Source organism: Viridibacillus soli, assembly GCF_016612995.1.
Lineage (GTDB): Bacteria > Bacillota > Bacilli > Bacillales_A > Planococcaceae > Viridibacillus > Viridibacillus soli.
The window spans coordinates 19,563-44,152 of record NZ_JAEOAH010000026.1 but is presented as its reverse complement, the minus strand read 5'-3'; the positions used below and the strand labels follow the sequence as shown (position 1 = coordinate 44,152).

The following is a 24,590-nucleotide window of genomic DNA, read 5'->3' as shown; positions in this document are numbered from 1 at the left end:
CTTACAGATCCAAATCGCAAGCATACTATAGCTGTATAAAAAATAGGAGGGGAATTCCTGTGTCAAACGCTTATTTAGACTTATTGGCTTACTTTGGAATTGGCGGTGCACATCCTGGTGGGTTTAATCTAACCCAATCTATATTAGAAGATGAAAGCATTCAATCAAATGAATCTGTGCTGGAGATAGGGTGCGGAACGGGGCAGACGGCAGCTTTTTTAGCTGAGCAATTTAATTGCCAAGTGACGGCGATAGATAAACATCCAATTATGATAGAAAAAGCAAGGGAACGATTCAAGAATAATGAAATCCCAGTCAAAGTGATGGAAGGGGATGCGCAAAGTTTGGATTTTGCGGATGATTCCTTCGATTTCATCATAGCTGAGTCTGTTATTGTTTTTACGGATATTTCGAAGACGTTACATGAACTTTCTAGAGTTTTGAAGAGTGATGGAAGTATGATCATCATTGAAATGACAGCTGAAAAATCCCTGCCAGAAGAATTGCAAAAAAAGGCATGTAGCTTATACGGCATTAAGAAAATTATAAATGAAGAAGAGTGGATAGTGCATCTACAGCAAGCAGGATTCACTCGAATTGAACTATTAAATACACCATCTGAACTTATTCAAAGTGAAATTAATGACATCAACCAATCGGAAAACATAAATGAAAATCTATATGTTTTATGGGATGAACATAATTACTTTATACATCGTAACTATCATTACATCGGCTTTCGTGCATTTAGATGTCACTTAGCGTGAATCTTTTTATATGATTATGCAGAGAAGAATTATACAGCAATCAGATTAGCCCACTTAATCCAAAAGCGACTTATCTACAGCAAACTTGGAACCAGCAATTATTTCGTCAGAGGATTTGTAATATAATTCACCATTATGAAATGGACCATGCGCCTTTTGGAAGCTATCGACAATCTGATAGCCTATATGATAACCAATCCATTTAGGAAGTGGACTTCTAGCTTTACCATATAGAAAATGGTAGTGATTTTTTACGTCGAGAACATTTAATGAAGGTATAAAACGTCGTTTCCATACGGCAACAGCATCTTCAAATGAATAGAGATTTGACCAAGGTGCTAACCACTTTTCACCATACAAGTCCTTTACTGCATACTCACCAAGTCCCTCAATAATGACGGAATCCTTCAGAGTGATTTTGGTCGGAGCCAAATCTAAATAGTTTAGACGGCAAACATGGTTATATTCATGTGCCAACATGGCCTTTAGCTCTTTTTTTGGCAGGTTTGCAGACAAGAACAAAAATAATGCTCCTCTATATGCTACACCATTTTTCTGCGGCATTTTCTCTTTTGATCCCGGAATCCCTTTTTTTACAGGAAAAATATAGATTGAAACCGCTGGACCATTCCATAATTTCCGTAAATGTTGATATTCCTTCTCGACAATTTTCCAAACTTTCTGTGCTTCCATTTCCTTCACGGTGTCCTTTATATTCATCCATTCATTTGGCTCGAATAGCCCATAGTTTAAGAGCTCATATTGCCAGACTTCTTGAGTGACTTTAGGTGTTAATTTCATCAGTGGCCCACATAGTGTCTCACATTGTATGTAAGCTGATCCTTTACCTGACCGTGCCTCACATAATTCAATAAATTTATAAAGCCAAGTTTGCGTTTGAATTACTGACAAGTATCTCATCCTTTTCCATTTTGTTGTCTTCTATTATATGTATTGGATGCCTCATTGTTTTTCGTAAATATAAATTGCTACTAATCTGTTATTCTCTAGACGATTGTCCATTAAGTAAAATTACCACTTCCATATACTAGCAGAGCATACTTGTATGTAAATAGTCTTGAAAGGAGGATGAAAATGAATCAATTATTTGATCAATGTTGCAGATTTCATGGAAGAACGGTGAGAATTACTTGTCATGATGGTAGCGTTCATGTTGGCGAAATTAGAAGAGTCAATAGAGATATGGTCTGGATTCAACCTACTGGAGGAGGCCTTGGTGGTTATGGATTAGGATTCTTTGGACCAGGTAGACGTGGATTTAGACGTGGATTTGGAACCGGATTTGGCATAGCTCTTGGTGCAATTGCTGGAATCGCCCTGGCTTCAGCGTTTTTCTGGTAAGACCTATCCTATTCAAATCAATTTCACTATTCCAGAAGCAATTGTATAACTTCCATTACCTTAACTGTTGGAAAATAAATAAGGGAAATGGGGCAAACGCGTGCTTTGGCTGAGAACCGCAAATTGAACTGCACCCCAATTGTTAGATAAAAACTAACAATTGGAGATGCAGTTTTTCTATGATTAGAAGGTGCCAGTCACTCAAACTAATAGTAAATACTCTAAGCTTTCAATGTTAGCTCAAGTAATAACGAAGCGTACTGAAATTAGTGGAAGAGCATGAGATGCTGCTTTATTTACATATTATTATGTAACATTTCAAGTAAAGAGCGGAGGTCGTATGGATTGACCTACGAAGGGGTAGCAATACGGAGTGTCTGTAGAAGGTGATTAGGTTATTCTTACAATCCAAGGAAATCAATTTCTTTCATTTGAATGAATATGTTAAATATTGGATTTATGCCTATAAAAAAACGTGCAAGCATATGCTGCACGTTTTGTATCTTTATCTATCTTCTTCTTCCCAACATTCCGTATTTTTCAATCCCGGAATTGATTTAGCATAAAATGTTGGATTTTTTCCTTTTTTACGTTGCATGGTAAAGTCGTCTAACACGCGGAAAGCTATTTTTCCTAGTAAAATAATGATAACAATATTTAACATTGCCATAAGCCCCATAAATAAATCTGCTAAGTTCCATACGAGTGAAACTTTCGCTATAGAACCGAACATGACCATTCCAAGCACTAATAAACGGTAACCAGTTAACCATCCTTTATGTGCGTTCATAAATTCGATATTTGTTTCACCGTAATAGTAATTGCCCACAATTGAACTAAATGCGAAGAAAATAATCGCAATTGCTATAAAGTATGGAGCCCAACTACCTACGTGTACAGCGAAAGAATTTTGAGTTAGGACGATTCCGTCATCTGCGCCCGTTGAATATAGACCTGCCAAAATAATAATGAATGCAGTGGCAGAACATATAATAATCGTATCAAAAAATACGCCTAGACTTTGAACGAGCCCTTGTTTTGCAGGGTGTGAAGTACTTGCAGTAGCAGCTGCATTTGGTACACTACCCATACCTGCTTCATTCGAGAATAGGCCGCGGCGTACACCTTGCATTATTGCAACCCCAATAGCTCCACCAGCTGCTTCTTTAAAACCGAATGCCTGTGATAAAATTAGGCTAAATACACCTGGTATTTCCGATAAATTAGTCGCCACAACGTAAAGAGCAATGAGTATATAAAAGACGGCCATTAGGGGTACAATTACTTGTGTAACTTTCACAATTCTATGTACGCCACCAAAAATAATCATAGCTGTTAACACGACTAATATTAGCCCAATGATATAAGGATGGATGTTAAATGCTTCACCAACAGAAGTAGCAATCGTATTGGATTGTACTGCATTAAAGATAAAGCCAAAGCTTAATGTTAAAAGAATACTAAAAACGATTGCCAATTTACGTTGCCCTAACGCTTTTTCCATGTAATAAGCAGGGCCGCCACGGAAAGAGTTACCATCTCTTACTTTGTAAACCTGTGCAAGTGCACTTTCAATAAAGGCAGTTGCCATTCCGATAATGGCAATAATCCACATCCAGAATATAGCTCCAGGTCCACCTACTCCGATAGCAAGTGCAACTCCAGTTATATTACCTGTACCTACACGAGAAGCTGTGCTAATCGTAAATGCTTGGAAAGCAGAAACACCCTCATCTTTTTCCTTTTTCTCTAGTATTAATCGGAACATTTCGCCAAACAAACGAAATTGTACAAACTTAGTTCCCAAAGTAAAATACAATCCAGAACCTATTAATAAGATAATTAATATATATTTCCATAAAATGTTATTTGTTTCATTAACAAAACTCTCAATCCATTCCATAGACCTGCCTCCTTTTTTGCATACCTCTAAGTCTATACCATTTTTTCATAAACAATCAACTTAAAAAGAAAAATAAGTGCTGTCAGCCACTCAAAATCACAAATAACATTAAAATTATTCATATACCAACCAATCTTCCGAGTATGGTTTGACATATGTCATTAAGTGCAGTCACTCAAACCTATCACTATTTACTGGAAAATAGATTAACCTAAAGGGGGCAATAGCGTTGTTTACCTTGGGTTAAAGCTATTTGCAATTAGGATGTTACTACTTAGTCAGGCACATTCCAGTTTCGTCTTTTTATTAGCAGCAGTATTTATTGGATTAGCGACCTTGTTTTTCTTGAATTAGGGTTTGGTTTTGGCCCTTTTATATTCTATTTGGTCCCTTTAATTGGTTACAGAGGAATGTATTTATCACTGGTAGGGGTAGGGCTAATTTTAATAGGTATCTCTATTTACTTACGTGCTTCACGGTCGAAAAGGTAAGAAACCAAGATATAGAGACACTCATTGCACTTAGTGTTAATATATGGAATAATTATAGTGTGATAATGACTATGAGTTTATTTCCAATGGATCCATGACCCTTATCCAAGTCAATTAAACAGAAAGTTGGGGAAAATAATGATCGAAGTAGATATACCTTTACTGAATAAAGAAGCTGGAGAAAAGGCAGAAAAGTACATAGCAACATTAACAAAGCCACTAGGAAGCTTAGGTAGACTGGAGGATATTGCGATTCATCTTGCGGAAATGACAGGGAATCTAACGTTGGGCATAACACCGCCAGGCATCATTGTGTTTGCTGCTGATCACGGTGTTGCAAAAGAAGGTGTATCCGCATTTCCACAGGAAGTGACGATTCAGATGGTGTCAAATATTGTGCAGGGTGGTGCAGCGATCAGTGTATTCGGTAGACAAATCGGTGCCACTTTTAAAGCGGTTGACGTTGGTGTAGATGGAGATGTGACAGAGGAGAAAGTGATTCATAGAAAAATCCGAAAAGGTACTGGCAACTTTCTTAATGAATTGGCCATGACAAAGGCAGAAGCAGAAAAGGCCATTCTAATCGGTTATGAAGAAGCAATTCAGTTTATTGAAAAGGGTGTTAAGTGTCTGATTGTTGGTGAGGTCGGTATTGGCAACACAACATCAAGCAGTGCGGTACTTGCCGCGATAACTGGTGCAGATCCTGCAACAATTGTTGGGTTAGGATCTGGAATTTCCATTGAACAGCATAAACGGAAAATTAAAGTTGTGCGTGATGCAATCAGCCTGCATAAACCTAATTCGGCAGATGCCATTGATATTCTGTCAAAAGTGGGAGGACTTGAAATGGCTGCAATGGCAGGGGCCATGCTTGCAGCAGCCGAAAAACGTGTCCCTATTTTGTTGGATGGCTTTATCTGTTCTGTTTCTGCATGTCTCGCAAAATTGATTGCTCCTACAGTTGCGGATTATATGATTTTATCGCATGAATCAGTAGAGCCTGGACATCAAACGGCGATCAAATATTTACAGAAAAAATCCTTGGTGCAATTGAATATGCGCCTCGGTGAAGGGTCCGGTGCAGCCGTCGCTTACCCAATTTTACAGTCTGCAGTTCATATGATAAACGAAATGGCTACATTCGAAAGTGCTAGAGTAGCAGGTAAAGAAGAAACTGAAACACCAGTAAATCAATAGATAATATGTGCCAGTTACCAATCATAAAACAACCCCGTCATCAGTTCGTTACTGAATTAATGACGGGGTTTTTATATGAGCGGGAAATTACCATTAATAACTTATGAAACAGCTTTCAACCCAGCCATCCCAATACAATCGGAGTATGGAAGAGGCATGGAATCAGCCTCTAGCTTCATTATTATTAGTTGAAATGTAATAATATTTCAACTAATAATTTTCTTGAAAAATACCCACATGCCCCACGTAAAGGTTATTAAAAATACAAAAATAACTACTGTGGCAAACCATGTATCCTGAAATGGTAAAGGCACATTCATACCAAAAAATCCTGTAATAACTGATAAAGGTAACATAATGGTGGATATAACCGTAAGCAGATTTAGCTGTTCAATTGACTTTGCACTAATTATAGAATAATACGTATCTAAGGCACTGTTAACTAAGTCTCTGTAAGTTTCTGTAGATTCTACAATTTGTTCTAAATGATCATTTAAGTCTTTATAAAAAGGTATATTTTCCTCCTGAATGTCAAATTGCCACTTCCCATTCACTTTCGAAAAGATTCTTCTTTGTGGCATAATACCCTGGCGAATTAAAATGATGGCTCTTTTAAGTGCAAGAAACTCTTCTGTAACTTTCTTTGGCTTGTGTTCATACATTTCATCTTCTAGTTCATCTATACGGGTTCTAATACGATCTAAAACAGGGAAATATTCATCCGTAATCCCATCAATTATTGTGTGTAATAATAAATCAGCACCCTTACTCATAAACCTCGGACTTTCTGAACAAATAGCTTCCATTTGTTTTAGCCATTTTAATTTTTGATTATGAATCGTGACAATATAGTTGGATCCTACAAAAATATTTAACTCTACGGTTGAGATCTCATTTTCGCCTTTTTCATTATATAGCGGGGCATGAAAAACGAAAAATTTATAATCTCCGTAACTATCCATCTTTGGTCGTGAATCCCCGTGCATACAATCTTCAATAGCTAGTGGGTGGAATTTAAATATTTCTGCTATTTCATTTAGCTCATTATTTTGATAATCATATATGTCAATCCATAATAAATCCTCTTGATTAGTTAAATGATCGTCAATCTTTGTAAAATCAAAATTGTGCTCTATTTCTTTATTTCCTTGTTTGTAAAGATAAGTTTTTATCATAATAAATTCTCCTCTTATTTTATTACCTAAGGACATGGATCGATGTGGAAGTAAGGCCATTTATGTTTCGCCCCTTTTTGACTCGCTGTTTTGTGCGGGGCAAAACAGTAGATTAGTCGGACTCCAGTACCTTTCAAAACATAAAATTAAAACGCTATTTTATGATTTGCAAAGGTTGTCATCGTTATGCATCTTTCATGAATTCGATTTCCCATAAGGCGATAAGAAATCGGCTATCCTGTTTCTCTTGTTACATATATCTGATGTTCGCTCACCGGGATCAGGATTACTGTCCATTTCTCATCACCTCCTTAAAATAATAAAAAGCACCCCTCTACGAAGAAGGGTGCCCAATACATTTATACATGATTGAATAAGCCTCTTTCGTAGAGTTTTAGCACTATATGACATAGGATAGAAATATCATCCAGCTACATTAAAAACCACCTTAATTCGATGGTTCCTGTTGACCCATTGGCGTCTTTGGACGTTTCTGGGCAGCAGCATATCTTCATATAGGAGCCTCACCTAACGAGGAATATCTTTTGTTTTCTAATACGACTAGAAGCATAGCAGTAAAGAAATAAACTGTCAACTCATAATTTTAAGATTTTATAGTACTTCATTTTATTTAACTCACATGAATAAATCATTCAATCAGACCAATATAGAGATGTTAATTGGCGTTGTGACAGCATAAGATTTTGATCAAACATCGTTTCAAATTATTAGTTATTTTTAGATTTTATATTATTTTAAAATAGTAATTAAATATTGGTTAAATGCACGGAAAGGCATATCATTACACTATTCTTGATATTAAAATTAAGTACTAATTCTGAACGGAGTGACATAAGCTATACTCTTCGCTAATATCCTTTGGTCCGGGAAAAGTATCTATCTTGCTACAGTGGGAAAACCATGTTAAGATTCAATAACGCCTAATAATAGTGAGTGATAAATATGATTAAACTTACAATTTTACAAAAAAATATATTGCAAAAACAAAAACCCTTGACTGAAACCGGTCGAGGGTTTTTGTTGCTTGTGGGAAAGAATTTTATAGGAGGTGCAAATTTATGAATCCAGGAACAAATTCAAATGATTCAATCATTGCTGGATGGATTAGTTTAATAAGTAACATTATTTTAACGTTTATTAAAATTGTCGTAGGTACGCTCTTTCATAGTCCTGTCCTTCTTGCAGATGGTTACCATAATGCTGGAGATGTTATAGCAAGTGCTGCAGCTTTAACATCTATGCGTATTTCTAAACGTCCAGCTGATGAAGACCATCCCTATGGACACGGAAAAGCTGAAGTGATAAGTTCTGCCATTGTGGGAATAATTTTAATACTGGCAGCAGTTTATATTGCTTTTGAATCTTTTTCAGCATTCTTTCATGAACCTGAAAAAGCAAGTATAATTGCTTTTCTAACTGCAATTATTTCACTTGTATGGAAGCAAGTTTTATACGTATATACGATTAGAATTGGCAAAAGAACGAATAGTAAGGGTTTAATTGCAACTGCATATGATCATCTTGCAGATGTGTATGCTTCATTTGCAGCTGTATTGGGGATTGGGCTTGCACTTGTTGGAGAATTTTATGAAATTCGAATCCTCGCTTACGGAGATCCAATTGCGGGTATCATTGTAACAATCTTAGTTTTCAAACTTGCATATGGGATGTTAATAGAAGCGATAGACACCCTTATGGAGAAAAGTGTAAGTCGAGAAAGATTGGGTAACTTTACGTCTTTAATACTAACTATTCCAGAAGTGAAACGCATAGATCGTTTACGTGCTAGAGAACACGGGCATTATGTATTGGTGGATCTTCGCGTGGGTGTACCTGGTGAATTGACCATTCAAGAAGGTCATGATATTATTCGCAAAATCAAGAAAACCATAATGGAAAATCACCAGGATGTAGATGAAGTTCTTATTCACTTAAATCCTTGGTATGATACTGAAGGAACATAAATAGGAGTTAAAGGGCATGACCACAAGCACCTACACATACAACTTAAATCTCACAAAAAAGATGGTATTAATAGTATAAAGACAATAAAAGCAACCTTGCTATTGCTGCATGGTTGCTTTTCTATTCATCTTCTCGTAATTCCTTATAAGATAATCATATTATTATGGAGAAATAATATTAAACATCGATTCTTAAATAATTAGGCAAAGACTTTTTTCTATGTTAAAAGCGAGTTCATAAATTTAATATTTAAGCTTAAGAATTGTTGAAAATTAAAATCGTTCACCATCCTAATTTGGCAATGTTTTATTGCATAATCCATTTCTCCGTGGACACACTATTTTACAGAAAGGATGAGTGATTAGATGGAAGAAAACAAATTTGCACAGCTTGACCGGGAACAAATGCAGGAACTGAATGAATTAGAAGAGAAATTTGGCGTTACGTTAATTGCCTATGATACGGCAGCAGCCCTCAGTGATACTTCCAAAACTTTTAATACTTCCTCTAGTAAAATAAATTCATCCTAATAAAACCAAAAATCCCCTGGAGAAATGCAGGGGATTTTAATCTTTAAAAGCGTTTGTAAAACTATTGCATTCGTATACTTGTCAAAATAAGAAGAAGTTAGGGGAACACTAACTAATGAATAGAGTGATTACATCCCCATCGGATTTAAAAAATTCTAAATAAAAAAGAGACAAGCACCTTAAAGCGCTTGTCTCTTTTTTAGCATATCAATACTTATGGATTCGTCGACCATAGACCAGCCGATTTAAGAAGAATTCGTGGATGCATTTTAAGCTGAGCGATCATAAAGTCTGCAATATCTTCTGGTTGCATTACTTTTTCTGGATTTCCATCAGTTAAATTTAGTTCGACTGCCATATCAGTAGCGACTGTGCTTGGTGTTAATGTGCTAACACGTATATTATGCTTTCTTACTTCTAGCATTAGTGATTCACTTAATGCAATTACAGCGGCTTTTGAAGCACTGTATGCACTTGTGATAGGCGCACCTTTTTGACCTGCTGTTGAAGAAATATTGATGATATCGCCAGTTTGACGTTTAATCATTTCTGGAAGTACGGCACGCGTAATGTAGTATACACCCATTACGTTCACTTGAATGATTTTTGCCCAATCTTCTGGATCAAGTTCAAGGAATTTACCAAATTTAGAAATGCCTGCGCTGTTCACTAAGATGTCGATAGCGCCAAGCTCCCCACGGATTTTTTCAACTGCTGCATTTGCTTCGTCTATATTCGATACATCGCCCGTCGCAATGGCTACTTTCACTCCGTATTCTTTTAATTCAGCCGTTACATTTTCTAAATTCTCAAGTGTGCGACCAATTAAACCAACATTAATGCCTTCTTTTGCGAAAGCAATCGCTGTAGCACGACCAATTCCACGGCCTCCACCTGTAATAAGTGCTGTTTTGCCATTAATATTCTGCATGTTAGTCTCTCCTCAACAAATTCTATCATTGTATTAATTAGGTATTTCGCATTCATACATAGGGTACCCCGAACAAATAAAAAAGTATATTAATCTGCTTTGAGATTCGTTGGTTAACAATAAAGGATGATTTCTAAAATGTAAGTGAAATGAATCTATGGGCTATATAAATTATTCATTTTAATATGAACTTATACACATAGAAGATGGTGTTCTTATAATAGGTGAATGTTTTCCCTATAAGATTGTGTGTCCGTTCCAGGCGCTATCATAAAATATTAATTAATGGCTTTGTTTTCACTAGCTAGACTGTGAATCACTTTTTTTACGAACGCATCCACATTATTGTCTAAACGAGATTTAGGGTAAACGAGTTGAATTTTTCGGGTTAGGGTGATATCGTTCAAATCTTTCTTGAGTAATGTTCCAGATTCTAATTCTTCTTCCATGAGAGTAACAGATAGAAACGCTAATGTTTTACCATAAGTTAACATCTTTTTGATGGTACTTACGGAATCTAGTTCAATTGTGTAGAAGGATGGTGCAAACGGATCTAACCATTTTTCAATGAAATGATTGGTTGAACTTGATGAAGTGTGCAGTAATATTTTGTTTTCAAGGACATCTGATTTTGAGATTTTCTTTTTTGTTGCAAGATCGTGGGTGGGACTTAATGCAAGAACGAGAGAATCTTCACCGATCGTTTCATATAAAAGTGCCGGATTTTCTTGTTTTGTTTCCATTATTAGTCCGAAATCTAACTCTTGGAGTGCTAATTTCTTTTCGATTTCGGGAGCTGTTTTTACTTCTAGAGAAATTTGAATATCTGGATAGGCTGTGGAAACTTGATCGATAATGTCGGGCATGAAAATATGTGCGGGTAGTCCACTTGCTCCTAGACGGATCGAGCCAATATGACCTGCTATTAGATTTTCAAAGAATCGGTTCATGTCTTTTTGTAGCTGGACGATTTGACTTGCATAGTGATAGAGTCCTTCTCCTGCTTCAGTTAAACGATAGCCACCTGCATTTGTACGGAATAATCGCACGCCGTATTCTTCTTCAATTGAGCGAATATGAAAGGATACGGTAGGCGCTGTAATACCTAACTCCTTAGCGACAGGAGCTAGCTTTTTTAAATTCACGAGTAAGCAAAACGCCTGTAATTTAAGATTATTCATTTTATCCTCCTAAAGTAAATTAGATAAAGTATTGCATTGGCTATAGTATATTAGATTTCTTTTAACGAATTGTTAATACTAGGTTAATATTTCCTAAATATCTGGGCTTTATAGTGGTTATAGGCGAGGAGGATATTATGAAAATCTCAATTACGAATATAGAAAAGAAGTATGGAGAATCTCGAGCACTCTGGCCCATTGATGTGGAACTAGATAGTAAGTTCGTATCGATTTTAGGTCAATCAGGCTGTGGTAAGACAACGTTATTGAAAATACTAGCTGGATTGGAGAAGCCAACAAATGGTGAAATTAAATTTGATGAGACCGTCATCTATTCGTCCAAGCTTCGCAAAAATGTGAAACCTAATAAACGTAATATTGCAATGGTCTTTCAAGATTTCGCTCTTTGGCCACATATGACTATTTATCAGAATATCGCCTTTGGTCTAAAAGGAATGTTGCCCAAGTCGGAAATTCCGGCCCGTGTGGAGCATGTCATGAGGTTGGTGAAAATGGAAGGATTCGAGAAACGTAAACCTGGAGAATTATCAGGAGGTCAACAGCAGCGTGTAGCACTTGCAAGGGCACTTGCAACAAATCCAAAATTAATACTATTCGATGAACCTTTATCAGCACTAGATGCAGTTCTTCGAGAAAAAATGCAAGAAGAAATTATGCATATTATCCATGAACTAGATTGCCAAGCCATTTTTGTCACACATGATCAAACAGAGGCTATAACGATGTCAGATCAAATTATTGTGATGGAAGCAGGAAGAATTGCACAAGTTGGTTCACCTCAAGAAATCTATCATTCGCCTGCGACACCTTATGTGGCAGATTTTATAGGAAAAGTAAATTGGTTTAATAAAGGTAGCCGTATTGTTCGACCTGAAGGTGTTTCTAGACATTCACAATCAGGTGCTATTGCAAAACAAGCAATGATTTTAAAAAGTACCTTTATAGGAGATCGCTATTTAGTCCAAGCAGAAGTGGAAGGGAAACAATGGAGCTTTTATGAAAACGTTCCACTTGAACAAGGCAAGCAACTAGAAGTTTTTGTAGATGAAAAACAAATTTATCAATTGGAGGGTTTACATTGAAGAAACGTGGTTTGAAAATGATAGCAACTGTTGGAGCTCTTTTGACATTAGCATTAGCGGGGTGTGGAAATGGTAATTCAGCAAATAAAGAAGTTGAAGCTAGTGCAGAACCTAAAGAAATTAACACCTTAACTGTCTATTCTTCAGGTCCAGATGGTTTGGCAGCAAATGTTCAACAAGCATTTGAGGAAAAAACAGGAATGAAAGTGGAAATGTTTCAAGGGACGACAGGGAAAATCTTATCTCGTCTAGAGGCAGAGAAAAATAACCCTGTGGCAGATGTTGTTGTGTTAGCTTCAGTAGCTTCAATGGATGGAATGAAAGAATCCAATCAACTTCAAAGTTTTAAAGATGCTGAAAATGCAGATCAAATTAATAGCAACTGGTCGGATGCAGATGGTTTCTACTATGGTTACAGTGCTTCAGCGTTAGGAATTGCTTATAATACGAAAAATGCAAAAGTAGCACCAATCGAATGGTCAGATCTATCAAAATCTGAATGGAAAGATAAAATCAATATTCCAGATCCAAGTCTGTCTGGTTCAGCTGTTGACTTCATTTATGGCTATACGGAAGCAGAAAAATCTGGTTGGGACATTATCCAATCATGGAAAACAAATGGACTACAAGTAAATGGCGCGAATAAGGAAGCTCTAGATTCTGTTATTACTGGAGATAAAGATGCAACAATCTCAGGTGTAGATTATATGGCTTATAAAGCAAAAGCAGATGGTGAGCCTGTAGAAATTGTTTATCCGAAAAGCGGAACGATTGTAAGTCCACGTGCAGTTGGAATTATGAAGGATGCAAAAAACGTTAAGGGTGCTCAAGCTTACGTTAATTTCTTACTTTCAGATGAAGGTCAAAAGCTAGTGACGAATGCTTATTTACTTCCAGGAAACAAAGAAATACAAGTAAAAGATCGTGCAGCATTGGATGAAATTCCACAACTTAGCGTTAACTGGAAAGGTGCAGAGACAAAGCAAATAGATATTTTAACGAAATTTAATGATATTTTTCAATAACAATTAATGAGCTGGGATATGTTTCTCAGCTTTTGCTTTCTAAGGAAGGAATGAAACAACGATGATTATGGAAGGCAGACGAACTTTTGGGTTATTACTAGCCATTGTCGTAACGTTTGCTATCGCACCATTATTAGCCATTCTATATTATACATTTGTCAGTGATGGGCAATTAGATTTTTCTAAGATTAGTAGAATGTTTGAAAATGATAGAATGTGGCATACGTTAGGCAATTCTTTATTACTAGGACTTTTAGTTATTTTGGGCACAACAATTATAGCTTTACCAATGGCGTTGATTCGTACGAAAACTAGCTTATTTAAATTTGACTGGTTAGACATTATCTTAACGATTCCCTTTATGACCCCGCCATATATTGGCTCAATGGGTTGGATTTTATTTATGCAGAATAATGGCTTTTTGCAACAACTAATACCGGGCGCAGCATGGATGTCAGATTACTTTTTCTCTTTATTTGGAATGGTAATGGTTATGAGCCTACATCTATTTCCCTTTCTCTATTTAATGTTGAGAAATACATTACTAAGAATAAATGGATCCTTTCTTGATGCTGCACGGATCTTCGGACGAAATCCCTGGAGAAATTGGGCTAAAATCGTTTTGCCATTACTTGTTTCTAGTTATGTTCTAGGAGTGTTACTGATCTTCATCAAAACTTTGGCAGAATTCGGTACTCCTGCAACGTTTGGTAGTCGAATCGGTTTTCAAGTTTTTACTACAGAAATCCATTCGTATTTATCAAGATGGCCTGTGGACATTAGTATGGCCACATCGCTTTCTTTATTCTTACTTTCTGTTTGTTTAATCATTTGGTATTTCCAAAATCTAATTGGGCGGAAAAATACATATAGCGTGCTTTCTGGCAAAACACAAGCTGGTCGTGAAGTGAAAGAAGGGTGGTATATAAAACTAGGTTCATGGCTATATGTAGGAATTGTACTCCTGCTTTCTATCGGTGTTCCTTACTTCTCCATTATTGTGACATCACTACAAAAAGTACGTGGAGATGGTCTAAGTGCAGGGAACTTCGACTTAGCATCGTATCAGGCCGTATTTACTAGTGGTAGTGCTGGATTATCAGCATTTCTGAATAGTGTTGTATTTTCATTTATAACAGCTATTGTTACTGCTGTAATAGGTTTATTTATTGCACTTTATATAAAAAAAGGAGAGACAAAAAAGCAACAAGCACTGGATTTCTTTAGTCTTATGCCAAATATCATTCCAGGAATTGTTTTTGTAGTGGGTTTAATCATGTTTTGGAATTCACCTTGGCTACCAGCAACGATCTATAACACGAAGGCAATGGCTGTTGTAACCTATTGTGTACTTTTTTTACCGTACTCGGTTCAATATATAAAATCTTCGTTATCTCAACTAGATCAGTCGATTTTTCAATCAGCTGCTATATTTGGACGGAACAGTTGGGATGTGTATCGTTGTATCTTTATTCCTTTGTTAATGCGGGGAATTCTTGCTGGTATGATGATGACTTTTATTATCTCGATGCGCGAACTTGTAGCGGGATTACTCATTTTGCCCCCTTCAGTTGAGACCGGGGCAACGTTCATTTACAGCCAGTTTGAACAGGGAAATGTTGGTTTAGGGATGGCTGTTGCTGTTATTACAGTAGCTATGACTGTGGTATTCATGTTCCTATTAGATTGGTTGCAAAAAAGGGGTGGACGAGTAGGTGCTTAATGTAGAAATTTTAGGAGGCGTTGGCGAGTATGGGCGTAACTGCTTTTATATCGAAAATGAGGGACATGCCATCTTGCTCGATTGTGGGATTATGAACAATACCGAAAAGATTACTCCAAAATTAACGAAAGCTCATGTAGCAAAGCTTGATGCTGTGTTTATTTCACATTCTCACATTGATCATACAGGTGCACTCCCAATGCTAGAAATACTGGGTTATACAGGTGAGATCTTCATGAGTAAAATGACAGCTAGACAACTAAAACAATCTTTTAAGAATACTAAAATATTTCAACCAGAGTCATTTGGAAAATGGCTGAGAGTGAGCGATTACCTTCATTTTCAATGGGGTTATAGTGGCCATTTAGTAGGGAGTGTTTGGTATAAGATTCAATTTTTAGAGGGGGTGATATTTTTCTCAGGAGATTATGTCATGGACTCCTATCTTTTGAATGCTACCTTACCTATAGAAGATGGAACGATTTATGATGTAGCATTGATTGATAGTGGACATGTTGAGAAGCAAATTAGGAATTTGGACGTGTTGCAGCAAATTAAGAATTATATTAATGAACATCCAAGTCGCCCAATTATTTTTCCATCTTCATTTTCAGGGAAAACTGCTGATATTGCAACGTATCTTTTTCGTCATACTGCAAGAGAAATGAATATTGATAAGGTATATTTTTCCTTTTTTGAGGAGTATTACGACTCACCTGACAACCTTTTGCCAACGAAGTATGAAGCAATCCTAAAACTATTTAAAAAGGATTGTTTTAGAGAGAAAGCAGAAAGTGACAATGCAATCTATTTTGTTCCAGAAGTAAATGAATGGAGAATAGATGAGCTGCTCCAAGAACATCCAACCGCCATTGTGATTTTCACAGGCTACTTGAAAAATAGCGGATTTTTAAAGAAACTAGTGGAAAATGGAGACCAATCGAAACTGTTTTTTTACAAAACACATCTTGATTATCTTGATATTATGGAGTTCTCAAAAAAAATGAACGCTACTGAGACTATCTTTTTTCATAGTCAGTTAACTAATATGGAAACTACTTATTCAAAATTAGTAGAAAATGAGGAGGGCATAATATGATGAAAAGCGTAAAGAGTATAGCATTACAACTTTGTATGGTTGGTCTTGTTCTTTTATGTATTACTGGAGTTGGAGCCTCACAGGTGAAAGCAGCAATTAATCCAGGGAATGAAATTAAATATAATATTAAATCGGACATTTTTTTAGAACCTAAGATATTAAGTGTTTTTTCAGCTACTAAAAAAGATGATGTGAAAATTTACTACTACGATACGGCAAATAAAGATTTTTTAGGAGCGGATTATAACCACCGTTTACGTGTATATAAAGGTAGCAATAAGATAGATATTACGTATAAAAAGAGATTTTCAAATACGCCACTTGATGAAGCACTTACGATAACAAAAGATCATGGTTTTACTGGAAATGAATCTAACTACAAATTTGAAATGGATATTAAGGATGGAAATCACACTTTCGCTATTAGTCGGAAAGAATCACTAAAGGAAACATCAAAAGTTTCTTTCGATGCTGTTGATACGAACGCTGCAAAGAAACTAATTCTAGAAAATGTACCGAATAAAATTCAAAATTGGAACTCTGAAGATTGGTATAATAACACGTTAGATCAGGCTGAAGTTTATGGACCAGCAAAAGCTATAACGTACAAGGGGAATTATGCCGGTTATGAGGCAGATATTGAAGTTTGGAATTATCAAGGTGATGTCATGATTGAATTATCTGCTAAAGAAGGCGATGCTTCAAAAGCTGCTGCCATTGAAAAATTATGGCATGACAAATTAGAAGCTGAGGGATATCTTAGTGATGATCAGCGGGGGAAAACTGCTTTTGTTATGGAAAAGTAACTGATTCGATATCATTTGAGTTAATTGAATAAATTATTTAGATGAATTTAAATTGGAGAACTCAAAAAGGATATAGACTCTTTTTTTTAAAAAGAGATCTATATCTTTTTAGTTTTGATAAACATGTATTAATTCTTATTGCTGTTTGTTAATTAATCATAATTAAAAGTATAAATGCTTAACAGCATGACTACATGTCCATACGATTCAAACAAAATCCTAATATGTTCCTTCATTTACTAAAAGTCGTCGATAAAAGGAAATGCACTCCACTTAATCACAAATCGTTTTGATTTATGCACCCGATGAAATTTCAGACATGTAGAAATCACGCTGGGCCATTGAGGTGTTTTTCAAATGAATCAAGAAACATCTCAACATTAAAAAGTGCTACGGTCAAAGTGAAAATGCGATTTACAATCAAGTGTCCATTGCCCTCATTGTATTTTGTTTGAGTGTTCTAGCGCAAATTGAAACCAAGAGCAAACGAAAAACCCTGCAAATTAGCCGATATTTAAGGGCTTCTTTATGGAAAACAGCCTACATCTGGCTTCGAAAAATTGAGGTAAAAGCTGTACCGTAGCAAACAAATAGTCGTTGTCGCATACTGCAATTTCTCTAATAACAACTTAATTTATTTTATTTAATGCATTTAATTCAGTATAAAGAAATTCAATAAAATTACTCGAAGTATTTTTTAAAATACCGTACCATTAATGAAAAAAGATGTAGGTGACGTATGAAAGCATATATTGTAAAACTAACATTTGAAGATATTGAACCAGCTGTGTGGAGACGCGTAATCATGCCAGCAGGTGCAACGTTTAACCGACTGCACGAAATGATTCAACATGTGACGAATTTTCAAAGTTACTGGACAGATATGGCAGTTCATTCTTTCGGTGTAGAGCTTGAGGATAGTTATGTTACAGATAACGTGGCGATGCATGAGGAGTATAAGAAAAGCAAATACCTCGGAAAGACACTAAAAAGGCCAACACGTATTAAAATTGATAGCTATTTAGAAGAGTACAGTACGCTTTTATATGAATATGATTTTGGGGATGGCTGGCATATTCAAGTTCAACTAGAAGAAATCGTGGAGGATTATTACTTTGGCTTCCCGACTTTGCTAGCAGGGGAGGGTGATGCACCGCCAGAAGATGTCGGTGGTGTATACGGGTATAAAACATTTTTAGAAATTTACCATGATCCCACACATCCTGAATACTTGGATACGATTACTTGGGCGGAGAGTCAAAACTATACAACGTTTGATATCGACTGGGAAAATCATACTTTAAAAGGTATGAACTATAAGAAAACAGAATGGGACCATATCCATCATGAGCGTTATACAATACTGTCAGATAAATACCGAGGTTCTGATATCATAGACCTAGAGGCAATCCCAAATCAAAAACTGGTTAGCGAGTATATTATCGCATGTACTCGTTTATATGGCATCGTCCCATTTCAAAAGTTGCGAGAAATTTATAATAAGCAAAATGATGCAAATTTATCGGGTAACGAGCTGTCAGCACTTATGGATACATCTGCGTTTAAAAGACATTTAAAAGAGGAGCATGTGCATACCCACTTCCATAATTTCACACATGAAACTGTTGAAGTATTTAATATCTTTGAAACATTGCAGAAGGAAGCAGTAGGGAAGCCGTTTTATGTGCCTGGACAAGGTGAATTGCTAAAGTACAGTGATGAATTCTATTTTGAGCGTACTCCGCAGCAGGAACAATTTAGGAAAATGCTAGAAAATGATTTCTTTGGTGGCAATGCGTTGATGGCAGGAGAAGAAATAGAAGAGCTTGTTTCAACTATTCAAGTTTCTGAAGGCAATCACAATTCTATCATTCGAAATTTTACTGAACGATTTGAATTTAAAGATCAGCAGCAACTATACACATATCTTCCTGTTATTATTTCAATCATGAATACGACTCGTCTATGGGAAAATCGAGGCCATACACCGCAAGAGCTTGCACAAATGGTAAATGGAGATCTAATGCAGCTATCAAGCACGCCGTTACAAGTTCTTAACGGTGGCAAGGTTGGGCGTAATGATCCATGTCCTTGCGAAAGTGGAAAGAAATATAAGAAGTGTTGTTGGGAAAAAAACTAGAATTAGATTGAAAAATAATAGCATTTTCTAAAAAGTAGGTTCGTGCAAGAAGTATAGATTTTTATATTGTAAAAAAGGGGATTGATACTTTTAATTTAAGGTACTAATTAAGTTAACATCTAACTTGATTAGTACCTTTTGTTTTGCGATTTTTAAATAATGTTTCAGTAAATTATTCATTTTATCTTACTTTTTATTCGCTTCAACTGCGCCACAATAATAATACTAATAATTACTAGCAGGAACCATGAGCTTATTTTACCTATTGGGACGAGAGACCAGGACGTTTCTTGATTCGGGTATTGCCATGCACCAAATAATGTCACGATGTTCTCAGCAACCCATATGAAGAAGCCGATTAGGAAAAACGATAAAATCATTGGCATTTTATATATCTTTTCATTCAGTTTATATGTTACAACCGTGCGAAAAAAAGTTACAAATAACAGTGCCTTTAAAAACCAGCGCAAGTCATATATATAATGATGCGTAAAAAAATTCATATAAATGAACAGGCTAATACTATAAGCAAAAAATGGCTGTGGCCAATTATAAATATGTAAATCTAATCGCCGCCAACTTTGGCAAATATAACTAGCGACACTAGCGTACATAAAGCCGCTATAGAGAGGAACATCGAAGACTTTGCTGTACGCCTCCTCAGGGTATGACCATGAACCCATATGTACTTTGAATAACTCCAGTCCGAGCCCAATAATGTGGAACAGGCAAATTACTTTGAATTCATCCCATGTTTCTAATTTTGACAGGAGCATAAAAACTTGTGCTGCTAGACAAATGATTAGTATAAAATCATAGCGTGGTAAATACGGAATTGTCATCAAATTTGACAGGGCAAGTGTCGCAAAAATAATGACAGGAAAAACGCATGATATTGCCTGTAAATATGTGAATTGCAGTAAATTTCTCATAGAATCACCTGCTATTTGGACGAAAAGGAATGGGGTTTGTTGCATATTTTAACAGAGCGCTAATGAAAGGTGTGTCAGTGACAGCTGCCTATGCATATGTTTTAAAGAGCGAGTGTATAGTTGTAAGGAGGATTTTATGCATTGGATCACCATTATTTTGATAGGTATTGCAGCTAATATAGACAATTTAGGGGTTGGCCTAGCTTACGGTATGAAACAAACGAATATCCCCATTTTATCAAACATCACCATTGCTATTGTGTCGATGATTATTACTTATGTAGCGGTGATTGCGGGTGCTGAGGTGATCAAATATATTTCTCCACATAACGCGAGCCTTGTAGGGAGCTTTTTATTATGTGGGATTGGTTTATGGACCCTATTATCCAACATATTTTCCCGTAAGAAACCTTTGGAAAATCCCGAAATGATGGATAGGGATAGAAATCGTATCATCTCTGTAAAAGAAGCGGTACCACTTGGTTTTGCCTTATCTGCAAACTGCCTTGCAGGTGGTATAGGAATTGGTGCCAATGGTATTTCAGCTATGTGGACAGTTATTTCTATTGGCTTTTTTTCAGTCGTCATGATTGGAGCAGGTAGCCATTTTGGCTGTTTACTGCAAAGGTCGTTTATTAGCAAATATGCTACAGCTTTTTCAGGATTGATGCTTATTGGTATTGGTGTATTTGAGATGTTTAATTAACTAAAAAGGGTGTACTAAATCCGTTTAGATTTAGTGCACTCTTTGTTATAAAAAATTACTCGGTATTTTAATAAAACTGTATTATTTCAATGAAAATCGATTTTAAATATCCATTAAATGGAGTATCATGATTGAAAATAAAAGAGTTCCAGTTACAACATAATGACGCCAATTATTCTTCCCATAAAGAGCTAATCCATTAAGTATTCTTGATCCTACGATAAGGCAGCTTGCAGCAACTAACCAATTGATGGACAAGGACATGAATAATTTTGCAATGCCCAATGCTAAAAAGAAGAGGTAACTCAATGTAAAAAGAGTAAGCGACATTTTTCCAAACCAATTTAACGCGACGCTTATTTTACATTTTCCTATAACAAGCGAAACCACGCCAACAATACTTACCATTGAATATACTAGTATTAATAGACTGCTAATCATTTGCATCCATCCTTTCTTGTATAACTGAAGGATAGAGTGTGGGGTTAACCCCACGTCAACCAAATATTTTTTAAGGAGCTGTTGCAAGTGAAAATTAGTGAATTTGTAAAGCAGGTGAACACTACAAAGGATGCAGTTCGTCATTATGAGGAATTAGATTTGTTGAGACCTAGTTGGAAAAATGATGTAAGGTATTATTCACCAAAAGATGTCGGTGATTTTCATGCGATTAAAGAAATGCAATCAGTAGGGTTTTCATTAAAAGATGTTCAAGCCATATTCAATTTGAAACGAACAGATGGATGTGGTTCAGAAAAACTAATTCAAGGTTTTTTAGATAGCTTGGATAAAGAGCTGGAAGCTGTTGTGAAAGCTGAAGAAGAACTACAACAAAAAAAGTCCAAAATCACAAATATGATTCTAGAATTGAAGCAGCTTTGAAGATGACAAGCGGTGGGAAATGAATAGAGTCGATTACTCCAGTGAAAACAAATAGAAAATGGCTGTCCTAAAAGTTGGATTTTGGGACAGCTATTATTAATGTTTATAAACTTACTTGACATAACTAAATAATTAAAATATACTAAGTTACAAAAAGTAAGCAAAAAGAAATATGGAGGTTTTGAATTATGCATCAGATTGGACAAATTTTTTTACGAGTGATTTTAGGAGGGATATTTGCCATCCATGGTTATATGAAATTCCAAGGAGGTATTTCAAATATAGTGGGATACTTTGATAGCTTAAGTATTCCAGGCTTTGCAGCATATTTCGTTGCAATTATTGAGCTCGTTGGGGGAGTAGCCATGATATTAGGCTTAGGTAGCCGAATTATCGGGGCATTATTTGCAATCATTATGTTAGGTGCCATCGTGACAGCAAAATGGTCTTTAGGCTTGTTAGGAGCTGATGGTATGGCTGGCTATGAATTTGAATTAGCTTTACTTGCAATGTCAGTGTACTTTGTTTTTGCAACACCAACACCACTTTCTGTAGATGCTTTATTGAAATCTAAAATATAATGAGATGAGGTATTCAAATGAAATATCATGAGAAACCTAATTTATATATTAAGCATGTTCAAATTAAAGTAGCAGATTTACAGCGTTCAGTAGCCTATTACACAAGCGTTATTGGATTCCAAGTTTTAAAGCAAAATGAGAATGAAGTGATTTTAACAACGGACGGGAAGTCGAGTATATTATCATTAATACAACTTGAAAATGTTGCCGTAGAAGAAGTAAAAACAACAGGCTTATACCATTTCGCGTTACTGTTACCTGAGCGTTCAGATTTAGCAGCAATTGTGAAGCATTTTCAAGAAGTTGGTGCATACTTTGGTGCTTCGGATCATGATGTGAGCGAAGCATTATATTTACAAGATCCGGACAATAATGGAATCGAAATTTATATTGACCGTGACTCTGAAAAATGGTCATGGCAAGAAGAGCAAGTGTATATGACGACTGAACCTTTGAATTTCGAGTCATTGATGAGCTTTGAAACAAATAATTGGACAGGTCTCCCTGAAGGTACATTGATGGGGCATATCCATTTACACGTAGCTGATTTACAACAAGCGGAAGCATTTTACACGGCGCTTGGTTATGAAGTTGTTTGCCGTTACGGGCGACAAGCATTATTTATTTCTACAGGGAAATATCATCACCATATCGGATTAAATACTTGGAATGGTGTTGGAGCACCTGTGCCTGCTGCGAATAGCGTTGGTCTAGAGAGCTTTACTGTGCAATTAGATGATCGTGATGAGCAAATTGTAGAACGTTTACAACAAGCTAGTATAGCGTTCGAAGAAATAACAGTGGGATTTAAAGTAACAGATCCGTCCGGCAACCATATAATAATGTCACGATAAGGGGGCCACATAATGGAATTTGGTGTGTATACACTAGCTGATTTAGGCTTGAACCCGAATACTGGCAAAATGGACAGTGCAAAGGATCGTTTGCAAGACATTATAAAGGCGGCGAAGCTTGCTGATGAGGCTGGTCTTCATATATTTGGTGTAGGAGAGCATCATCGTCTCGATTATGCAGTTTCATCTGTACCAGTTGTGTTAAGTGCTATTTCTCAGCAGACAAAAGATATTCGCTTAACGAGCGCAACAACAATTCTGGGTACTGTAGATCCAGTCCGTTTATATGAAGATTTTGCTACTTTGGATTTATTATCATATGGACGTGCAGAAATTATGGCGGGGCGCGGAGCCTTTGTAGAATCATTCCCACTGTTTGGTTATGATCTTGACCAATATAATGAATTATTTGAAGAACATTTAGAATTATTTTTGAAGTTAGATAAAGAGGAACGTGTCACATGGCAAGGTAATCACCGTCCAGCGTTACTCAATGCAGAGATTTCACCACGTGCAATCAATTCCATCCCAACATGGATTGGTGTAGGTAGTACACCTGCAAGTGCAACGAGAGCAGGGCGCTTCGGAGTAGGTATGACAGTTGTTTTCCTTGGCGGTAATCTGATAGATCATATAGCGTTAGTAGAAAATTATCGACGTGCTTTTGTCGCAGCGGGTCATCCAAAAGAGCAGTATAAAGTAGCAATTGCAGGTCATGGCTATTTTGCAGAGGATGGTCAGCAAGCACGTGATGCCTTCTATCCTTACTATAAAAACTATTGGGCATATGTTAATAAACAGCATAACATGCATTTTAGCTTAGATCGTGAAGGGTTCGAACAAATGACAACACTAGAAAGTGCGTTATTTGTCGGTAGCCCGGATGAAATAGTCGAGAAAATATTAATGCAACATGATCTACTAGGACATACACGTTTCTTAACACAACTAGATATTGGCGCTATTCCGTTTAAGGAGGTGGCAAGATCCATTGAATTACTTGCGACCAAAATTATGCCTCAAGTGAATAAGTATATATAATTGAAAATGGCTGTCTCATCGTCGGAAATCCGATTGATAAGACAGCCATTTTGGCGTGTTTTATTTATGAATTGGTCCGTGATTGATTGTTGATAATGCATCATTAGCTCGTACATGTTTATGAAATAATAAAATAGCAGGTGTGTTAGGGGAATATTAGGTTGTTATTTAT

At 36.3% G+C, this 24,590-nt stretch carries 23 protein-coding genes, 1 pseudogene and 1 riboswitch; of the genes and pseudogenes, 17 read left to right on the top strand and 7 right to left on the bottom strand.

What is annotated here, in order from left to right; all coding sequences use genetic code 11:
• Window positions 1–59: 59 nt before the first annotated feature.
• On the top strand, window positions 60–767 hold the full coding sequence (locus tag JFL43_RS15635; RefSeq protein ID WP_200749753.1) for a class I SAM-dependent methyltransferase: 708 nt from the start codon (window positions 60–62) through the stop codon (window positions 765–767).
• Window positions 768–821: 54 nt separating this feature from the next.
• Here the strand turns inward: JFL43_RS15635 and JFL43_RS15630 are convergent, their stop codons facing one another.
• Window positions 822–1,679 (bottom strand): DUF2268 domain-containing protein, encoded by an 858-nt coding sequence (locus tag JFL43_RS15630; protein ID WP_200749752.1) that lies wholly within the window; start codon window positions 1,677–1,679, stop codon window positions 822–824.
• Window positions 1,680–1,970: 291 nt separating this feature from the next.
• On the opposite strand from JFL43_RS15630, the gene JFL43_RS23225 reads away from it, so the two are divergent.
• Window positions 1,971–2,129 carry a hypothetical protein gene (locus JFL43_RS23225; protein WP_325166692.1) on the top strand — a complete coding sequence of 53 codons (159 nt, stop codon included), beginning with the start codon at window positions 1,971–1,973 and terminating at the stop codon, window positions 2,127–2,129.
• 505 nt (window positions 2,130–2,634) lie between these two features.
• Here JFL43_RS23225 and JFL43_RS15620 read toward each other — a convergent pair.
• On the bottom strand, window positions 2,635–4,032 hold the full coding sequence (locus tag JFL43_RS15620; protein WP_200749750.1) for an alanine/glycine:cation symporter family protein: 1,398 nt from the start codon (window positions 4,030–4,032) through the stop codon (window positions 2,635–2,637).
• A 629-nt stretch (window positions 4,033–4,661) separates the two neighbouring features.
• Here JFL43_RS15620 and cobT point away from each other — a divergent pair.
• Window positions 4,662–5,723 (top strand): nicotinate-nucleotide--dimethylbenzimidazole phosphoribosyltransferase, encoded by a 1,062-nt coding sequence (gene cobT / locus JFL43_RS15615; RefSeq protein WP_200749749.1) that lies wholly within the window; start codon window positions 4,662–4,664, stop codon window positions 5,721–5,723.
• Between the two features lie 206 nt (window positions 5,724–5,929).
• Here cobT and corA read toward each other — a convergent pair whose 3' ends face one another.
• Window positions 5,930–6,898, bottom strand: a complete 969-nt coding sequence (gene corA / locus JFL43_RS15610; RefSeq protein WP_200749748.1) for a magnesium/cobalt transporter CorA — start codon at window positions 6,896–6,898, stop codon at window positions 5,930–5,932.
• Window positions 6,899–7,270: 372 nt separating this feature from the next.
• Window positions 7,271–7,441: riboswitch (M-box (ykoK) riboswitch) on the bottom strand.
• A 536-nt stretch (window positions 7,442–7,977) separates the two neighbouring features.
• Between corA and JFL43_RS15605 the strand changes: the two genes are divergently transcribed.
• Together JFL43_RS15605 and JFL43_RS15600 are read left to right on the top strand one after the other, a co-directional pair.
• Window positions 7,978–8,883, top strand: coding sequence for a cation diffusion facilitator family transporter (locus tag JFL43_RS15605; protein WP_200749747.1), 906 nt, complete (start codon window positions 7,978–7,980; stop codon window positions 8,881–8,883).
• Window positions 8,884–9,249: 366 nt separating this feature from the next.
• Complete coding sequence (locus tag JFL43_RS15600) at window positions 9,250–9,414, top strand: hypothetical protein (protein WP_198517869.1); 165 nt, start codon at window positions 9,250–9,252, stop codon at window positions 9,412–9,414.
• A gap of 214 nt (window positions 9,415–9,628) precedes the next feature.
• On the opposite strand, the gene JFL43_RS15595 is transcribed toward JFL43_RS15600, so the two are convergent.
• Together JFL43_RS15595 and JFL43_RS15590 are read right to left on the bottom strand one after the other, a co-directional pair.
• The gene (locus JFL43_RS15595) at window positions 9,629–10,345 is read right to left on the bottom strand and encodes a 3-ketoacyl-ACP reductase (RefSeq protein WP_100795725.1); all 717 of its coding nucleotides are present in this window, start codon (window positions 10,343–10,345) and stop codon (window positions 9,629–9,631) included.
• A gap of 278 nt (window positions 10,346–10,623) precedes the next feature.
• Window positions 10,624–11,526 carry a LysR family transcriptional regulator gene (locus tag JFL43_RS15590; protein ID WP_200749746.1) on the bottom strand — a complete coding sequence of 301 codons (903 nt, stop codon included), beginning with the start codon at window positions 11,524–11,526 and terminating at the stop codon, window positions 10,624–10,626.
• A gap of 137 nt (window positions 11,527–11,663) precedes the next feature.
• Between JFL43_RS15590 and JFL43_RS15585 the strand changes: the two genes are divergently transcribed.
• The 7 genes and pseudogenes from JFL43_RS15585 (at window position 11,664) to JFL43_RS15555 (ending at window position 19,422) form a co-directional block, all read left to right on the top strand.
• Window positions 11,664–12,629 (top strand): ABC transporter ATP-binding protein, encoded by a 966-nt coding sequence (locus JFL43_RS15585; RefSeq protein WP_200749745.1) that lies wholly within the window; start codon window positions 11,664–11,666, stop codon window positions 12,627–12,629.
• On the top strand, window positions 12,626–13,654 hold the full coding sequence (locus tag JFL43_RS15580; protein WP_200749744.1) for an ABC transporter substrate-binding protein: 1,029 nt from the start codon (window positions 12,626–12,628) through the stop codon (window positions 13,652–13,654). Before JFL43_RS15585 ends, JFL43_RS15580 begins: the two co-directional genes overlap by 4 nt.
• A 61-nt stretch (window positions 13,655–13,715) precedes the next feature.
• A complete protein-coding gene (locus tag JFL43_RS15575) occupies window positions 13,716–15,377 on the top strand; it encodes an ABC transporter permease (RefSeq protein WP_200749743.1) in 1,662 nt (553 codons plus the stop codon).
• Window positions 15,370–16,476: an MBL fold metallo-hydrolase gene (locus tag JFL43_RS15570; protein ID WP_200749742.1), complete on the top strand. Its 1,107-nt coding sequence runs from the start codon at window positions 15,370–15,372 to the stop codon at window positions 16,474–16,476. Before JFL43_RS15575 ends, JFL43_RS15570 begins: the two co-directional genes overlap by 8 nt.
• A complete protein-coding gene (locus JFL43_RS15565) occupies window positions 16,473–17,282 on the top strand; it encodes a CYTH domain-containing protein (RefSeq protein WP_234447820.1) in 810 nt (269 codons plus the stop codon). Before JFL43_RS15570 ends, JFL43_RS15565 begins: the two co-directional genes overlap by 4 nt.
• Window positions 17,283–17,509: 227 nt before the next feature.
• Window positions 17,510–17,865 (top strand): annotated as a pseudogene (locus tag JFL43_RS15560) (transposase); the annotation flags it as partial.
• Window positions 17,866–18,021: 156 nt separating this feature from the next.
• Window positions 18,022–19,422: a plasmid pRiA4b ORF-3 family protein gene (locus tag JFL43_RS15555; RefSeq protein WP_200749741.1), complete on the top strand. Its 1,401-nt coding sequence runs from the start codon at window positions 18,022–18,024 to the stop codon at window positions 19,420–19,422.
• A gap of 176 nt (window positions 19,423–19,598) precedes the next feature.
• On the opposite strand, the gene JFL43_RS15550 is transcribed toward JFL43_RS15555, so the two are convergent.
• On the bottom strand, window positions 19,599–20,354 hold the full coding sequence (locus tag JFL43_RS15550; protein WP_200749740.1) for a DUF817 domain-containing protein: 756 nt from the start codon (window positions 20,352–20,354) through the stop codon (window positions 19,599–19,601).
• A 136-nt stretch (window positions 20,355–20,490) separates the two neighbouring features.
• On the opposite strand from JFL43_RS15550, the gene JFL43_RS15545 reads away from it, so the two are divergent.
• Window positions 20,491–21,060, top strand: a complete 570-nt coding sequence (locus JFL43_RS15545; RefSeq protein ID WP_200749739.1) for a manganese efflux pump — start codon at window positions 20,491–20,493, stop codon at window positions 21,058–21,060.
• A 102-nt stretch (window positions 21,061–21,162) separates the two neighbouring features.
• On the opposite strand, the gene JFL43_RS15540 is transcribed toward JFL43_RS15545, so the two are convergent.
• The gene (locus JFL43_RS15540; protein ID WP_200749738.1) at window positions 21,163–21,501 is read right to left on the bottom strand and encodes a hypothetical protein; all 339 of its coding nucleotides are present in this window, start codon (window positions 21,499–21,501) and stop codon (window positions 21,163–21,165) included.
• An 87-nt stretch (window positions 21,502–21,588) separates the two neighbouring features.
• Between JFL43_RS15540 and JFL43_RS15535 the strand changes: the two genes are divergently transcribed.
• The 4 genes from JFL43_RS15535 (at window position 21,589) to JFL43_RS15520 (ending at window position 24,418) form a co-directional block, all read left to right on the top strand.
• Window positions 21,589–21,942 carry a helix-turn-helix domain-containing protein gene (locus JFL43_RS15535; RefSeq protein WP_200749737.1) on the top strand — a complete coding sequence of 118 codons (354 nt, stop codon included), beginning with the start codon at window positions 21,589–21,591 and terminating at the stop codon, window positions 21,940–21,942.
• A 188-nt stretch (window positions 21,943–22,130) separates the two neighbouring features.
• Window positions 22,131–22,523: a DoxX family protein gene (locus tag JFL43_RS15530; protein ID WP_100795733.1), complete on the top strand. Its 393-nt coding sequence runs from the start codon at window positions 22,131–22,133 to the stop codon at window positions 22,521–22,523.
• Window positions 22,524–22,540: 17 nt separating this feature from the next.
• On the top strand, window positions 22,541–23,377 hold the full coding sequence (locus JFL43_RS15525) for a VOC family protein (RefSeq protein ID WP_200749736.1): 837 nt from the start codon (window positions 22,541–22,543) through the stop codon (window positions 23,375–23,377).
• Between the two features lie 12 nt (window positions 23,378–23,389).
• Window positions 23,390–24,418, top strand: coding sequence for an LLM class flavin-dependent oxidoreductase (locus JFL43_RS15520; RefSeq protein WP_200749735.1), 1,029 nt, complete (start codon window positions 23,390–23,392; stop codon window positions 24,416–24,418).
• The last annotated feature ends 172 nt before the right edge of the window (window positions 24,419–24,590 follow it).

Coding starts and splice junctions, on each gene's coding strand:
- JFL43_RS15600 (WP_198517869.1), top strand. CDS start 9,250: ATGGAAGAAAACAAATTTGCACAGCTTGACCGGGAACAAATGCAGGAA.
- JFL43_RS15530 (WP_100795733.1), top strand. CDS start 22,131: ATGCATCAGATTGGACAAATTTTTTTACGAGTGATTTTAGGAGGGATA.
- JFL43_RS15585 (WP_200749745.1), top strand. CDS start 11,664: ATGAAAATCTCAATTACGAATATAGAAAAGAAGTATGGAGAATCTCGA.
- JFL43_RS15565 (WP_234447820.1), top strand. CDS start 16,473: ATGATGAAAAGCGTAAAGAGTATAGCATTACAACTTTGTATGGTTGGT.
- JFL43_RS15575 (WP_200749743.1), top strand. CDS start 13,716: ATGATTATGGAAGGCAGACGAACTTTTGGGTTATTACTAGCCATTGTC.
- JFL43_RS23225 (WP_325166692.1), top strand. CDS start 1,971: ATGGTCTGGATTCAACCTACTGGAGGAGGCCTTGGTGGTTATGGATTA.
- JFL43_RS15555 (WP_200749741.1), top strand. CDS start 18,022: ATGAAAGCATATATTGTAAAACTAACATTTGAAGATATTGAACCAGCT.
- JFL43_RS15605 (WP_200749747.1), top strand. CDS start 7,978: ATGAATCCAGGAACAAATTCAAATGATTCAATCATTGCTGGATGGATT.
- cobT (WP_200749749.1), top strand. CDS start 4,662: ATGATCGAAGTAGATATACCTTTACTGAATAAAGAAGCTGGAGAAAAG.
- JFL43_RS15545 (WP_200749739.1), top strand. CDS start 20,491: ATGCATTGGATCACCATTATTTTGATAGGTATTGCAGCTAATATAGAC.
- JFL43_RS15540 (WP_200749738.1), bottom strand. CDS start 21,501: ATGATTAGCAGTCTATTAATACTAGTATATTCAATGGTAAGTATTGTT.
- JFL43_RS15595 (WP_100795725.1), bottom strand. CDS start 10,345: ATGCAGAATATTAATGGCAAAACAGCACTTATTACAGGTGGAGGCCGT.
- JFL43_RS15525 (WP_200749736.1), top strand. CDS start 22,541: ATGAAATATCATGAGAAACCTAATTTATATATTAAGCATGTTCAAATT.
- corA (WP_200749748.1), bottom strand. CDS start 6,898: ATGATAAAAACTTATCTTTACAAACAAGGAAATAAAGAAATAGAGCAC.
- JFL43_RS15590 (WP_200749746.1), bottom strand. CDS start 11,526: ATGAATAATCTTAAATTACAGGCGTTTTGCTTACTCGTGAATTTAAAA.
- JFL43_RS15550 (WP_200749740.1), bottom strand. CDS start 20,354: ATGAGAAATTTACTGCAATTCACATATTTACAGGCAATATCATGCGTT.
- JFL43_RS15520 (WP_200749735.1), top strand. CDS start 23,390: ATGGAATTTGGTGTGTATACACTAGCTGATTTAGGCTTGAACCCGAAT.
- JFL43_RS15620 (WP_200749750.1), bottom strand. CDS start 4,032: ATGGAATGGATTGAGAGTTTTGTTAATGAAACAAATAACATTTTATGG.